This is a genomic window from Pseudomonas sp. No.117 (genome assembly GCF_054558395.1).
Genome location: NZ_BAAJNP010000002.1, coordinates 203,505 through 217,999 on the forward strand (window position 1 = coordinate 203,505; position 14,495 = coordinate 217,999).

General features: G+C 63.4%; 12 protein-coding genes. 1 reads left to right on the top strand and 11 read right to left on the bottom strand.

Annotation, left to right across the window (positions count from 1 at the left end):
• Positions 1-14: 14 nt before the first annotated feature.
• From ACYJP6_RS04470 to sdhC, 5 genes are all read right to left on the bottom strand, one after another.
• Entirely contained in the window at positions 15-2,846 is a 2,832-nt protein-coding gene (locus ACYJP6_RS04470; protein WP_459473732.1) for a 2-oxoglutarate dehydrogenase E1 component, read from the bottom strand.
• A 185-nt stretch (positions 2,847-3,031) separates the two neighbouring features.
• A complete protein-coding gene (locus tag ACYJP6_RS04475) occupies positions 3,032-3,736 on the bottom strand; it encodes a succinate dehydrogenase iron-sulfur subunit (RefSeq protein WP_007159253.1) in 705 nt (234 codons plus the stop codon).
• Between the two features lie 11 nt (positions 3,737-3,747).
• Complete coding sequence (gene sdhA, locus ACYJP6_RS04480; protein WP_145005058.1) at positions 3,748-5,520, bottom strand: succinate dehydrogenase flavoprotein subunit; 1,773 nt, start codon at positions 5,518-5,520, stop codon at positions 3,748-3,750.
• Positions 5,521-5,523: 3 nt separating this feature from the next.
• Positions 5,524-5,892 carry a succinate dehydrogenase, hydrophobic membrane anchor protein gene (gene sdhD, locus ACYJP6_RS04485; RefSeq protein ID WP_017638892.1) on the bottom strand — a complete coding sequence of 123 codons (369 nt, stop codon included), beginning with the start codon at positions 5,890-5,892 and terminating at the stop codon, positions 5,524-5,526.
• On the bottom strand, positions 5,886-6,272 hold the full coding sequence (gene sdhC / locus ACYJP6_RS04490; RefSeq protein WP_167348559.1) for a succinate dehydrogenase, cytochrome b556 subunit: 387 nt from the start codon (positions 6,270-6,272) through the stop codon (positions 5,886-5,888). The genes sdhD and sdhC overlap by 7 nt, the downstream gene beginning before the upstream one ends.
• Positions 6,273-6,617: 345 nt before the next feature.
• On the opposite strand from sdhC, the gene gltA reads away from it, so the two are divergent.
• Positions 6,618-7,898 (top strand): citrate synthase, encoded by a 1,281-nt coding sequence (gene gltA, locus ACYJP6_RS04495; protein WP_145005055.1) that lies wholly within the window; start codon positions 6,618-6,620, stop codon positions 7,896-7,898.
• A 136-nt stretch (positions 7,899-8,034) separates the two neighbouring features.
• Here gltA and ACYJP6_RS04500 read toward each other — a convergent pair whose 3' ends face one another.
• The 6 genes from ACYJP6_RS04500 to ppsA all read right to left on the bottom strand — a co-directional run bounded on the left by ACYJP6_RS04500 (position 8,035) and on the right by ppsA (position 14,481).
• Positions 8,035-9,090 carry an OmpA family protein gene (locus ACYJP6_RS04500; RefSeq protein ID WP_459473736.1) on the bottom strand — a complete coding sequence of 352 codons (1,056 nt, stop codon included), beginning with the start codon at positions 9,088-9,090 and terminating at the stop codon, positions 8,035-8,037.
• Between the two features lie 100 nt (positions 9,091-9,190).
• Positions 9,191-9,775 carry an RNA polymerase sigma factor SigX gene (gene sigX / locus ACYJP6_RS04505; RefSeq protein WP_007159259.1) on the bottom strand — a complete coding sequence of 195 codons (585 nt, stop codon included), beginning with the start codon at positions 9,773-9,775 and terminating at the stop codon, positions 9,191-9,193.
• 55 nt (positions 9,776-9,830) lie between these two features.
• Positions 9,831-10,655: a mechanosensitive ion channel family protein gene (locus ACYJP6_RS04510; RefSeq protein ID WP_459473738.1), complete on the bottom strand. Its 825-nt coding sequence runs from the start codon at positions 10,653-10,655 to the stop codon at positions 9,831-9,833.
• Positions 10,656-10,919, bottom strand: a complete 264-nt coding sequence (locus tag ACYJP6_RS04515) for a CrfX protein (protein WP_459473739.1) — start codon at positions 10,917-10,919, stop codon at positions 10,656-10,658. It lies immediately after the preceding gene.
• A gap of 48 nt (positions 10,920-10,967) precedes the next feature.
• Complete coding sequence (locus tag ACYJP6_RS04520) at positions 10,968-11,969, bottom strand: zinc transporter ZntB (RefSeq protein ID WP_459473741.1); 1,002 nt, start codon at positions 11,967-11,969, stop codon at positions 10,968-10,970.
• Between the two features lie 142 nt (positions 11,970-12,111).
• Positions 12,112-14,481, bottom strand: coding sequence for a phosphoenolpyruvate synthase (gene ppsA, locus ACYJP6_RS04525; RefSeq protein WP_459473743.1), 2,370 nt, complete (start codon positions 14,479-14,481; stop codon positions 12,112-12,114).
• Positions 14,482-14,495: the final 14 nt, after the last annotated feature.

The window sequence follows — 14,495 nt, forward strand, 5'->3', positions numbered from 1 at the left end:
AGTCGCGTGGCGAATCAAACGGAGAAAGCATCGTGCAGCAGTTTTTCCTGCTGCTCGGCGTGCATGGAGGCATAGCCGCACGCCGGCGCGGCGGAGGCATCGCGACCCGCGTACTCCAGGCCCAGGCCCGGCTTGTAGGCGGACACGGCACGGCGCATGTGATGCTGGCTGCAGTACCAGGCACCCTGGTTCATCGGCTCTTCCTGGCACCAGACCACGCGCTCGAGGTTCGGATAGCCAGCCAGGACCTCGGCCAGATCGTCTTCCGGGAACGGGTAGAGCTGTTCCAGGCGCACGATGGCGATGTCCTGGCGATTCTCGCTGCGGCGCTTTTCCAGCAGGTCGTAGTAGACCTTGCCGCTGCACAGCACCAGGCGCTTGACCTGCTGGGCGTCGAGCTGATCCAGCTCGTTGATCACGGTCTGGAAGGAGCCATGGGCCAGGTCTTCCAGGGTCGAGATGGCCAGCTTGTGGCGCAGCAGCGACTTGGGCGTGAGCACCACCAGCGGCTTGCGCAGCGGGCGGATGACCTGGCGACGCAGCAGGTGGTAGATCTGCGCCGGGGTGGTCGGCACGCAGACCTGGATGTTCTGCTCGGCGCAGAGCTGCAGGTAACGCTCCAGACGAGCCGACGAGTGCTCCGGACCCTGGCCTTCGTAGCCATGAGGCAGCAGCATGGTCAGGCCGCACAGACGACCCCACTTGATCTCGCCACTGGTGATGAACTGGTCGATGACGACCTGGGCACCGTTGGCGAAGTCACCGAACTGGGCTTCCCAGACCACCAGCGCGTTGGGCGTGGTGGTGGCATAGCCGTATTCGAAGCCCAGCACCGCTTCCTCGGACAGGAAGGAGTCGTAGATCTCGAACGACGGCTGATCCTCAGCCAGGTGCTGCAGGGGCACGTAGGGCACGGCGTCCTTCTGGTTGTGCAGCACCGCATGGCGGTGGGAGAAGGTGCCACGGCCGACGTCCTGGCCGGTGATGCGGATCGGATGGCCTTCGTGCAGCAGGGTGGCGTAGGCCATGGTCTCGGCGAAGCCCCAGTTCAGCGGCAGGCCGCCGGCGGTCATCTTCTGCCGATCCTCGAGGATCTTGCCGACCTGCCGCTGGACCACGACCCCTTCCGGGATCTGCAGCAGCTTGTTGGCCAGGTCCTGCAGGGTCTTCAGATCGAAACCGGTGTCGTGGCGGGCGGTCCAGGCATGGCCGAGGTAGGGCTTCCAGTCGACGAACAGGTCGCGATTGGGCTCCTTGACCAGGCTCGCCACCACGTGACGGCCCTCGTCGAGGGCGCCGCGGTAGGCTTCGAACTGCGCCTGGACCTGCTCGGCGGTGACCACGCCGGCCTGGGTCAGGGCATCCGCGTAGAGATCGCGGGTGGTGCGCTGCTTGGCGATCTGCTGGTACATCAGCGGCTGGGTGCCGCTCGGCTCGTCGGCCTCATTGTGGCCGCGACGGCGGTAGCAGACCAGGTCGATGACGATGTCACGCTTGAACTGCATCCGGTAGTCGACCGCCAGCTGGGTGACGAACAGCACCGCTTCGGGATCGTCGCCATTCACGTGGAAGATCGGCGCCTGGATCATCTTGGCGACGTCGGTGGCGTACTCGGTGGAGCGCGCATCTTCCTGGCGGTTGGTGGTGAAGCCCACCTGATTGTTGATGACGAGGTGCAGGGTGCCGCCGGTCTTGTAGGCGCGGGTCTGCGACATCTGGAAGGTTTCCATGACCACGCCCTGGCCCGCGAAGGCGGCGTCGCCGTGGATGGCCACGGGCACGACCTTGTCGCCGGAGCGGTCGCCGCGGCGATCCTGGCGAGCACGCACCGAACCTTCCACCACCGGGGAGACGATCTCCAGGTGCGAGGGGTTGAACGCCAGCGCCAGGTGGACTTCGCCGCCCTGGGTCATGACGTTGGAGGAGAAGCCCTGGTGGTACTTGACGTCGCCGGAGCCCAGCTCGACCAGCTTCTTGCCTTCGAACTCGTCGAACAGGTCGCGCGGGTTCTTGCCCAGGGTGTTGACCAGGACGTTGAGGCGGCCACGGTGGGCCATGCCGATCACCAGTTCCTTGACCCCGTAGGAGCCGGAGCGCTGGATGATCTCGTCGATCAGCGGGATCAGGCTCTCGCCACCTTCCAGACCGAATCTCTTGGTGCCCGGGTACTTGGTGCCCAGGTACTTTTCCAGGCCCTCGGCGGCGGTCAGACGCTCCAGCAGATGGGTGCGGACTTCCGGCGAATACTGGGGACGGCCACGGACGCTTTCCAGGCGCTGCAGGAACCAGCGGCGCTCTTCGGAATCGACGATGTGCATGAACTCTGCACCGACCGTGCGGCAATATGTCTCTTGCAGCGCATCCCGGATTTCGCGGAGAGTTGCCTCCTCTTTGCCGATGAACAATTCACCGGTACGGAAGGTGGTATCCAGGTCGGCGTCGGTCAACCCGTAGTGGTTGAGCAGCAGATCGGCAGGTGGCTGACGCTTCCACAGACCCAGGGGGTCGAGCTGGGCGGCCTGATGCCCCTGCAGGCGGTACGCCTGGATCAGACGCAGGACTTCGACCTGCTTCTTCTCGTGTTCGGAACTGACGGTACCGGCCGAGACCGGCTGGGCGCGCCGCTGGTTCTTGCCCAGCAGCACGAAATGATCGCGAATCGCGGAGTGCGCGACGTCCGGCGAATTGCCGGTAACGGCGGGCAGCTTCTGGAAGTAGGTGCGCCACTCTTCCGGCACAGCGTTGGCATCATGCAGAAACAGCTCATAGAGCTCTTCCACGTAGGCAGCATTCCCGCCGGACAGGTGAGCGCTGTCCCACAGTTGCTGCATCTGGCTTTCGTGCATCTAGTTCACCCCTTCGGCAGAGATAGCATCAACCGATGACCAGTCCCGTCAAGAGACCTGGCCTCACTACGGCTGCGCCAATGCCCGGATGACGCTCCGGGTATCCCTGAATGGACATTGGTTGAATCGAGCTATCAAGGTCGCTAACGAACCCGCCCGGCACAACTGGCCGGGCGGGACGTGGATCAGGTACCGCTCTGCAGCAGCATCGCCCGCACATGGCCAATGGCCTTGGTCGGGTTCAGCCCCTTGGGACAGACCGCCACGCAGTTCATGATCGAACGGCAGCGGAATACGCTGAACGGATCGTCCATGGCTGCCAGGCGCTCCTGGGTCTTGGTGTCGCGGCTGTCGGCCAGGAAACGATAGGCCTGCAGCAGCGCAGCCGGGCCGAGGAACTTGTCGGGGTTCCACCAGAAGGACGGGCAGGAGGTCGAGCAGCAGGCGCACAGGATGCACTCGTACAGGCCGTCGATCTTCTCGCGGTCTTCCGGGCTCTGCAGACGCTCGATGGCCGGCGCCGGCGTCTCGTTCTGCAGGAACGGCTTCACCTTCTCGTACTGCTTGTAGAAGATGCTCATGTCGACGACCAGGTCACGGATGACTGGCAGGCCGGGCAGCGGGCGCACGACCAGCTTGTCGTTCTTGACCACGGCCGACAGCGGCGTGATGCACGCCAGGCCGTTCTTGCCGTTGATGTTCATGCCGTCGGAGCCGCAGACGCCTTCACGGCAGGAACGACGGTAGGAGAAGCCTTCGTCCTGCTCTTTGATCAGAGCCAGGACGTCCAGCACCATGAGGTCCTTCCCACCGGTATCGACCTGGAACTCCTGCATGGACGGCAGGCCGTCCTGATCCGGGTTGTAACGATAAACGCTGACTTTCAACATGGTGGTCACCTTTAGTAAGTCCGAACCTTGGGTTCGAACATCGGTACGGTCTTGGGCGCGAAGTTGACGTCGCGCTTACTGACCCGCTTTTCACCGGGGAAATAGAGGGTGTGGCACAGCCAGTTCTCGTCGTCACGCTCTTCGAAGTCTTCGCGGGCGTGAGCACCACGGGACTCCTTGCGGTTTTCGGCGGCGATGGCGGTCGCTTCGGCCACTTCCAGCAGGTTCTGCAGCTCGAGGGCTTCGATACGGGCGGTATTGAAGCCCTGGCTCTTGTCGTTGATCTTGACCTTGGCGATGCGCTCGCGCAGGTCGGCCAGCTCGGCGATGCCCTTCTGCATGTACTCGCCGGTGCGGAACACCCCGAAGTAGTTCTGCATGCAGGTCTGCAGTTGCTTGCGCAGCGAGGCGACATCGTCACCGGTGGTGCGCTCGTTGACGCCGGACAGGCGCTGCAGCGAGGCTTCCAGGTCGCTTTCCGAAGCACCGCGGTGCTCGATGCCGTCCTTCAGCGCCTTCTCCAGGTGCAGGCCAGCCGCACGACCGAAGACCACCAGGTCCAGCAGCGAGTTGCCACCCAGGCGGTTGGCACCGTGCACGGACACGCAGGCCACTTCGCCCACGGCGAACAGGCCCTCGATGATCTTGTCGTTGCCGTTGGCGTCCTGGGTGATGGCCTGGCCATGGATGTTGGTGGCGATGCCGCCCATCATATAGTGGCAGGTGGGGATCACGGGCACCGGAGCGACGACCGGGTCGACATGGGCGAAGGTCTTGGACAGCTCGCAGATGCCGGGCAGGCGGCTGTGCAGGACTTCCTCGCCGAGGTGGTCGAGTTTCAGCAGCACGTGGTCGCCATCGGGACCGCAACCGTTGCCGGCCAGCACTTCCTTGACCATGGAGCGGGCGACCACGTCGCGGCCGGCCAGGTCCTTGGCGTTGGGCGCATAGCGCTCCATGAAGCGCTCGCCGTGCTTGTTGATCAGGTAACCACCCTCACCGCGGCAGCCCTCGGTGACCAGTACCCCGGCACCGGCGATGCCGGTCGGGTGGAATTGCCACATCTCGATGTCCTGCACTGGCACGCCGGCACGCAGGGCCATGCCGACACCGTCACCGGTGTTGATCAGGGCATTGGTGGTGGAGGCGTAGATACGGCCGGCGCCGCCGGTGGCCAGCACGGTGGCCTTGGCCTTGACGTAGACGGTCTCGCCGGTCTCGATGCAGATGGCGATGACACCGACCACGACGCCATCCTGGTTCTTCACCAGGTCCACGGCGTACCACTCGTTGAGGAATACCGTGTTGTTCTTCAGGTTGCCCTGATAGAGGGTGTGCAGCAGGGCGTGACCGGTACGGTCGGCCGCGGCGCAGGTACGGGCGGCCTGGCCACCCTTGCCGTAGTCCTTGGACTGACCGCCGAAGGGACGCTGGTAGATGCGGCCCTGCTCGGTACGAGAGAACGGCAGACCCATGTGCTCGAGTTCGAAGACCGCTTCCGGGCCGACGGAGCACATGTATTCGATGGCGTCCTGGTCACCGATGTAGTCCGACCCCTTGACGGTGTCGTACATGTGCCAGCGCCAGTCGTCGTTCGGGTCGGCCGAGGCGATGGCGCAGGTGATGCCGCCCTGGGCGGACACGGTGTGGGAGCGGGTCGGGAAGACCTTGGTGATCACCGCGGTCTTGTGGCCGGACTGGGCCAGTTGCAGGGCCGCGCGCATACCGGCGCCGCCTCCGCCTACGATGATGGCATCAAACGAGATATGACGAATTGTGGACATAGATCAAACACCCCAGAAGATCTGCACGCCCCAGACGAAGAACGCGAACATCGCGAACCCGCATACCGCCTGGAAGAGGAAACGCACGGCGGTAGCACCCTTGCCGATGGCCATGGTGGTCAGGTAGTCGGTGGAGATGGTCCACATACCGACCCACGCATGAACGCAGATGGACACCAGCGCCAGCAGGCTGAAGATGCGCATCAGGGTGTGGGAGAACAGGCCGTGCCATTGCTCGAAGGTGAGCCCTGGGTGAAGGATCAGGAAGCCGATCAAGAACAGGAAGTAGACCGCGAGGACGACTGCCGAGACCCGTTGCGCCATCCAGTCATAGAGACCGGAACGCGAAAGATTAGTGACGTTGGTTACCATACCCAAACCCCTGCCAGAATGATCAGAACTGCGGAAATGACCAGCACTAGCTGCGCGCCCAGCTTGCCGCCCTGCAGGGTTTCACCGGCGCCGCCATCCATGATCAGGTGCCGAATGCCGGCAACCAGGTGGTACAGCAACGCGGACAGCAGACCCCAGATCACGAGCTTGACCAGCGGATAGGCCAGAAAAGCTTTCACCTGGCCGAAGCCTTCCTCGCTACCCAGCGACAGGTGCAGCCCATAGAGCATTACCGCGATGCCGAGGAACAGGATGACGCCGGAGATACGGTGAAGAATCGAGGTATAAGCTGTGATAGGTAGTTTGATGGTCCTGAGATCTAGGTTTACAGGTCGTTTGCTATTCACGGCTTCTTTCACACTGAGGGCCCAATTGCGGTCGGGCTAGTTATAGGAGATCCCACATCTGCTACACGCTTCTGGAGAGAAGCGTCGACCGCTCGGCATCAGCTCGCCGACCCGGTACGGTCGGGCGAGAATTATAGACAGTTAGCCTACTCATGACAAACGCGGATGCCCGATTCCGACGTCGCGAGCTGATATTCAGAAGCCTGCGTGTTAATGTCTTTTCGCCGCACAATCCGCCCAGAAAGAGCCTTTAGGGTGATATTTTCGTAAATTGACTTTCAAATTTATCCCTCTATAGTGGGCGAGGCCCTGAGTGGAGGGTTTATTGATGATTTCAAAGCAAAATAAGGAGGCCTAATGGCTGACAAGAAAGCGCAGTTGATCATCTCGGGAGCGGATCCGGTTGACCTGCCCGTTATGTCCGGCACCCTCGGCCCGGACGTGATCGATGTTCGCAACCTCACCTCCACTGGTGTGTTCACCTTCGACCCGGGCTTCATGTCCACCGCCTCGTGCGAGTCCAAGATCACCTACATCGATGGTGACAAGGGCATCCTGCTGCACCGCGGCTATCCCATCGAGCAATTGGCGGAGAAATCCGACTACCTCGAGACCTGTTACCTGCTGCTCAAGGGTGAATTGCCGAACGCGCAAGAGAAGACGCAGTTCGTCGATACCATCAAGAACCACACCATGGTTCACGAGCAACTCAAGACCTTCTTCAACGGCTTCCGCCGCGATGCCCACCCCATGGCCATCATGTGCGGCGTGGTCGGCGCCCTTTCGGCCTTCTACCACGACTCCCTGGACATCACCGATCCGCATCACCGCGAGATCTCGGCGATGCGCCTGATCGCCAAGATGCCGACCCTGGCCGCCATGGTGCACAAGTACTCCATGGGCCAGCCGATGATGTATCCCCGCAACAACCTGGGATACGCGGAAAACTTCCTGCACATGATGTTCAACACCCCGTGCGAGGAAAAGCCGGTCAGCCCGGTGCTGGCGCGCGCCATGGATCGCATCTTCATCCTGCATGCGGACCACGAGCAGAACGCCTCCACCTCCACCGTCCGCCTGGCCGGTTCTTCGGGCGCCAACCCCTTCGCCTGTATCGCTGCCGGTATCGCCGCCCTGTGGGGACCGGCTCACGGCGGCGCCAACGAAGCGGTACTGAAGATGCTGGACGAGATCGGCGATGTCGCCAACATCGACAAGTTCGTGGCCAAGGCCAAGGACAAGAACGATCCGTTCAAGCTGATGGGCTTCGGCCACCGCGTCTACAAGAACTTCGATCCGCGCGCCACGGTGATGAAGCAGACCTGCGACGAGGTGCTGGCAGAACTCGGCATCAACGACCCGCAGCTGGAACTGGCCATGCGCCTGGAAGAACTGGCGCGCAAGGATTCCTACTTCGTCGAGCGCAACCTCTACCCGAACGTGGACTTCTACTCCGGCATCATCCTCAAGGCGATCGGCATCCCGACCAGCATGTTCACCGTGATCTTCGCCATGGCGCGCACCGTCGGCTGGATCTCGCACTGGCAGGAAATGCTCTCCGGTCCCTACAAGATCGGCCGGCCGCGCCAGCTGTACACCGGCGTGACCCAGCGCGACATCCCGGATGATCGCGGCTGATCCATCCCCATGAAAAAGCCCCGCCTCGGCGGGGTTTTTTTATGCCTACAGCACAAGCACCAGAATCGGGCGCAAGAAACGCCAGACAAGAAAAAGCCCGCACAAGGCGGGCTTCTTCACATCGGGATCAGGCGAATTACTTGGCCTGAGCTTCGACTTCGGCTTCTACGCGGCGGTTAACAGCGCGACCGGCTTCGGTGGCGTTGTCGGCAACCGGGCGGGACTCACCGTAACCAACAGCGTTCACGCGGCCACCCTGCACGCCGTACTGGTTGACCAGTACGTTACGCACGGCGTTGGCACGACGCTCGGACAGCTTCTGGTTGTAGGCGTCGGTGCCGACGGAGTCGGTGTGGCCTTCAACGGTGGTGGTGGTCTGCGGGTACTGCTGCATGAAGTCAGCCAGGTTCTTGATGTCAGCGTAGCTGTTGGGCTTGACCACGGCCTTGTCGAAATCGAACTTCACGTCCAGCTCGACGCGAACGGTTTCAGCGGCAGCCGGGCAGCCGGTAGCGTCAACGGTGACGTTGGCCGGGGTGTTCGGGCACTTGTCGACGTTGTCGCAGACGCCGTCGTTGTCGGAATCGGTGCAGACGTCGGCAACGGGGGCCGGAGCCGGAGCCGGAGCGACGGCCTTCTTGGTGGAACCACCGAAGTTCAGACCCACACCAACAGCAGCGCTCCACTCGGTGTCGCCGTAGTCGATGTTGTAGTTGGCTTGCACGCCGGTACGGGCATACAGGTTCTCGGTGAAGTAGTACTTCAGGCCGGCGCCAACGTTGGCGTAGGTGGAGTGGTCACGACCACCTTCGTTGATGTCGCGGTTGCTGATGGACTGGTGAGCGAAGCCACCGGACACGTACGGACGCAGGCCGACGCCGGGCTGACCGAAGTGGTAGTAGGCGTCCAGAGCGGCCAGGCTGCCCTTGATGTTCTTGTGGCCTAGGTCGTGGTCGCCACGGGCGTTGTGGTACTCACCGTAGGACAACGCCAGCTCAACGTCGTCGGTCAGGAAGTAGCCAACGGAACCGCCGTACAGGTCGGCGTTGGTCATGTTGCGCTGGCTGTCGGTGAACAGACGGCTGCCGAACAGCTCGGTCTCAACGGCGCCTTGACCTTGTGCCAGAGCGCTCAGCGAGGCGCTTGCCAGCAGGGAGCCGATCACGACGCCCAAGGTGCTCTTCAGTTTCATCCTTTGTATCCCCATTTTAGTGGTACTAATTCCGGCAATCTCCGGAGGCTTCGACAACAAGTTTTCGTGAAGTTCAAAACCTTACGGCTGACACATCTGGTCAGCCCTCAACTTCAGCTGCGAACTTGTCACGCAGTTTGTCGAGTGCTCGCTTGTAACGCATCTTGGTGGCGCTGAGGCCCATGTGCATGATGTCGGCGATCTCCTGAAACTCCAGCTCCGCGACGAAGCGCAGCACCAGGATCTCCCGATCCACCTGACCCACATGGACCAGCCAGCGATCCATACCACCCTTTTCCTCCAGCTTCGGCGCTCGTTCCTCCGAGGCTTCTTCCATCGGGTCGAGGCTTAATGCTTCCACCAGGCGGCGCTTGCGCCGCTCCTTGCGGTACTGCGTGATGCACTCGTTGTAGGTGATGCTGTACAGCCAGGTCTTGAATTTCGACTTGCCCTCGAAATTCTTCAAACCGTAAAGCACCTTCAGCATGATCTCCTGGCAGACATCGTCCGCATCCCGGTCGTTCCCCAGGTAACGGGCGCAGACGTTGAACAGGGTGCGCTGGTAACGGCGCATCAGTTCCTCGTAGGCCCGCGTCACGTGGAAGAGTTCGCCATGCGCACGCTGGACCAGCTCTTCATCGCTGAGCGTGGTCGGATCGTAGGCATGGGGGGCAGGCTTGTTCAAGACGGAGTTGGCTACCAAAAATTGGCGGGCATGATAGCCATCTCCGCGGCGCCTGTCAGCGACTGCGCACCTGGGCCTCCAGTAATAGACGGTTCGGAATCGAAACGATATCGCCCTCCTCGGTCATGATGAGGGTCTTGGCGGTACCGATTTCCTCGATCTCGCCTTCGACGTCCGCCAGGGTCACCCACTGGCCGACTTCATAGAGTTCGCGCACGTAGATCCCGGCCAGGATCTGCGACACCAGCCCGCGACTGCCCAGGCCGAGCGCCAGGGCGGCGGCCAGGGCGAAGGCGGTGAGCACGATGGCGATCACCAGGTTCAGCAGCTCGGTCTTGATCTCCAGCTGCCCGACCGCCACCGAGATGGAAATGATGATGACCAGCCCTTGGGCCAGGCGCCCCAGGCCCGCCGCATAGTCCAGGCCGACGCCTTCGGCGGCGCCATGCACAAGGCCGCTGACCAGCTGCGCCAGCAGGACGCCGACGATGAGCACCAGGGCCGCGCCGAAGATCTTGGGCACATAGAGCGCCATGACGTCCAGGGTAGAGGAGACGCGCTGCAGGCCCAGGGACTCGGCGGCCGAGACCAGGAACACCAGCAGCACGAACCAATAGACGATCCGGCCGATCAGGGTGGTGACCGGCATGCGGATGCCGATCTTGGCCAGTTGCTTGGTGACTCCCGCGCCGGCGAGGACGCGATCGAGCCCGAGTTTGGCGAGCACCTTGGAGAGGACGGTGTCGAGGATCTTGGCCACGGCGAAGCCGGCCAGGATCACCACCAGGGCACCGAAGACATTGGGGATGAAGCCCGCCACCTTGCTCCACAGGGTGGTCATGGCGGACAGCAGGCTCTGGGTCCAGATATCGAATTCCATCTACGTCGGAGTCTCCGGGGACGGTGCGGTACGAGTGCTGCGCCGTGACCGCGGCTTTATATGAGGGGCGCCATTGCCCAGCGCCAGCAACAGGGCCGACATCCAGTGGCGCCCGACCAGATCGAACAGCGCACCGGCACCGACCTGGCGGTTGGCGGTCTTGAGCACACGGTGCAGGCGGGCCTGGTCATCGCCCTCCTCGTCCTGGGCGTGAGCCGGGGTATTGAGGAGCGCCTTGAGGGACGCTTCGAAAGGATCGTGCATGAGCACCTCGCTGGTCGTTTTCACTTGACGCAGCGAGGTGGAGACGGGTCACAGCCAGCGGAGTCGGCGGAACAGCCAGACCTGGAATACCGCCACGGCGCCGATCAGCACGCAGGCCGCGAGGAAGCCGAAGGGCGAGGAAGAGCCGGGCAGCCCGCCCATGTTCATGCCCAGCAGGCCGGTGATGAAGCTGATGGGCAGGAAGAAGCCGGTGATGATGGCCAGCAGGTAGAGGGTGCGATTGGTCCGCTCGGTGGTGGCCCGCTGCTCGGCTTCCTGCAGCAGCGCGATCCGCTCGCGCATCAGCTCCAGTTCTTCCAGGTTGCGCACCAGGCTGTTGTGCAATTCGCTCCAGTAGCCCTGGCTCTGCGCCTCGACGAACCAGGCCGGCTTGCCGCGCGCCAGATCCGCATAGATGTCGCGCTGGGGAGCGAGGTACCGGCGCAATCCTGTCGAGCGCCGCCGGAGGGTGAGGACCTGGCCGTGATCGGGCAGGCTGTTCTCGTCCTGGTCGACGTGCTCTTCCAGGCTATCGAGTTGATCGGACAGGCCGCGCACCAGGTCGTCGACCCGGCTGGTCATGTAGCTGGCGAGGTAGAGCACCAGGTCCTCGGCGCTCTGGGCACCGATGCCCGCCTCCAGGTCTTCCTGCACCTCGGCGGCGGCCTTCATGGGTCTCATGCGCAGCGAGATGACCCGGCGTTTGTCGACGAAGACCCGCAGCGAAACCATGTCCTCGGGTACGGCCCCGGGATTGAGATTCACCCCGCGCAGGAACAGCAAGAGACTGTCGTTGGGCTGGGCGACCAGACGCGGACGGGTCGCCTCTTCGAGCAGCAGGTCACAGGCGAATTCGCTGAGCCCGCTGGATTGCCTTAGCCAGGCCTGGGCTTCGGGGACGCTGCGATCCCAGTGCAACCACAGGACTTCGTTGGGCGCTGGCTCGACCTCCGCCAGTTCACGGCGGCTGAGGCGTCGCCCACCGCCGCGGCCGTCGAGGAGATAGCCATAGATGAGGCCCTGTTCCACATCGCTGTCGTACTGCTGCATCTACCTTCTCGTCCAGGGATCGCGACCCCCTCGGTCAGCGATCCGGCGCGTGACTGACTGGCGGGCAGGCGGCACGCGTCGATAATGAATGGCTGGATCCTGCCTGGGCGAGGCCCGTCCATGACGGGCCTCGCGGTCAGGATCAGGCGTTGCCTTCGGCCAGGAAGAACCAGGTGTCGAGGACGGAGTCCGGGTTGAGCGAGACGCTCTCGATGCCCTGCTCCATCAGCCACTTGGCCAGGTCGGGATGGTCCGAAGGACCCTGACCGCAGATGCCGATGTACTTACCCGCCCGGTTGCAGGCGGCGATGGCATTGGCCAGCAGCTTCTTGACCGCCGGATTCCGCTCGTCGAACAGGTGGGCGATGATGCCGGAGTCGCGATCCAGGCCCAGGGTGAGCTGGGTCAGGTCGTTGGAGCCGATAGAGAAGCCGTCGAAGTGCTCAAGGAACTCGTCGGCCAGCAGGGCGTTGGAGGGCAGCTCGCACATCATGATGACGCGCAGGCCGTTCTCGCCCCGCTTGAGGCCGTTCTCGCCCAGCAGCTCGACCACCCGCGCCGCCTCGTCCAGGGTGCGCACGAAGGGCACCATGAGCTCGACGTTGGTCAGGCCCATCTCCTCGCGCACCTTCTTCATGGCGCGGCATTCCAGCTCGAAGCAGTCGCGGAAATTCTCGCTGATGTAGCGGGAGGCGCCGCGGAAGCCCAGCATGGGGTTCTCTTCCTCGGGTTCGTAGAGCTTGCCGCCGATGAGGTTGGCGTATTCGTTGGACTTGAAGTCCGACAGGCGCACGATGACCTTCTTCGGCCAGAAGGCCGCGGCCAGGGTCGCCACCCCCTCCACCAGCTTCTCGACATAGAAGCCGACCGGGTCGGGATAGCCGGCGATGCGCTTGTCGACGCTTTCCTTCACGTCGAAGGGCAGGCTGTCGTAGTTGAGCAGCGCCTTGGGGTGCACGCCGATCATGCGGTTGATGATGAATTCGAGGCGCGCCAGGCCGACGCCGGCATTGGGCAGCTGGGCGAAGTCGAAGGCGCGATCGGGGTTGCCGACGTTCATCATGATCTTGAACGGCAGCTCGGGCATGGCATCCACCGAACTCTGGCGGATGTCGAAGTCCAGCTCGCCTTCGTAGATCAGGCCGGTATCACCCTCGGCGCAGGACACGGTGACGGTCTGGCCGTCCTTGAGCAGGCTGGTGGCGTTGCCGCAGCCGACCACCGCCGGGATCCCCAGCTCACGGGCGATGATGGCGGCGTGGCAGGTGCGACCGCCGCGGTTGGTGACGATGGCGCTGGCGCGCTTCATCACCGGCTCCCAATCCGGATCGGTCATGTCCGAGACCAGGACGTCGCCGGGCTGCACCCGATCCATCTCGCTGACGTCGCGGATGATCTTGACCTTGCCCGCGCCGATGCGCTGGCCGATGGAGCGCCCTTCGACCAGTACCTGGCCTTTTTCCTTGAGCAGGTAGCGCTCCATGACGGTGGCGCTGGCGCGGCTCTTCACCGTCTCGGGACGGGCCTGGACGATGTAGAGCTTGCCGTCGTCACCGTCCTTGGCCCATTCGATGTCCATGGGCCGACCGTAGTGACGCTCGATGATCAGGGCCTGCTTGGCCAGTTCGCTGACCTCGGCGTCGGTGATGGAGAAACGCGCACGATCGGCAGGCTCGACGTCGACGGTACGGACCGAGCGACCGGCCTTGGCTTCCTCGCCGTAGACCATCTTGATGGCCTTGCTACCCAGGTTGCGCCTGAGGATGGCCGGGCGACCGGCTTCTAGGGTGGGCTTGTGGACATAGAATTCGTCCGGGTTGACCGCGCCCTGCACCACGGTCTCGCCCAGGCCATAGGCGGCGGTGACGAAGACCGCGTCGCGGAAGCCCGATTCGGTGTCCAGGGTGAAGAGCACGCCGGCGGCGCCGGTCTCGGAGCGGACCATGCGCTGCACGCCGGCGGACAGGGCCACCAGCTTGTGGTCGAAGCCCTGGTGCACGCGGTAGGCGATGGCGCGGTCGTTGAAGAGGGAGGCGAAGACTTCCTTGGCCGCGCGGATGACGTTGTCGACGCCGCGGATATTGAGGAAGGTCTCCTGCTGGCCGGCGAAGGAGGCATCCGGCAGGTCTTCGGCGGTGGCCGAGGAGCGCACGGCGACCGCCAGGTTGGGATTGCCTTCGGAAATCCGCGCGAAGGCGGTGCGGATCTCGGCGTCCAGGCGCTCCGGGAAGGGCGCATCCATGACCCACTGGCGAATCTGGGCACCGGTCTTGGCCAGGGCGACGACGTCATCGACGTCCAGCGCATCGAGGGCGGCGTGGATACGCTCGTTCAGCCCGCTCTGCTCGAGGAAGTCGCGATAGGCCTGGGCCGTGGTGGCGAAGCCGCCCGGCACGGAGACGCCCGCGCCGGCCAGGTTGGCGATCATCTCGCCGAGGGATGCGTTCTTGCCGCCCACACGCTCGACGTCATGCACGCCAAGCTGTTCCAGTGAAATTACATACTCGTCCAAGGTCTTCTCTCCAT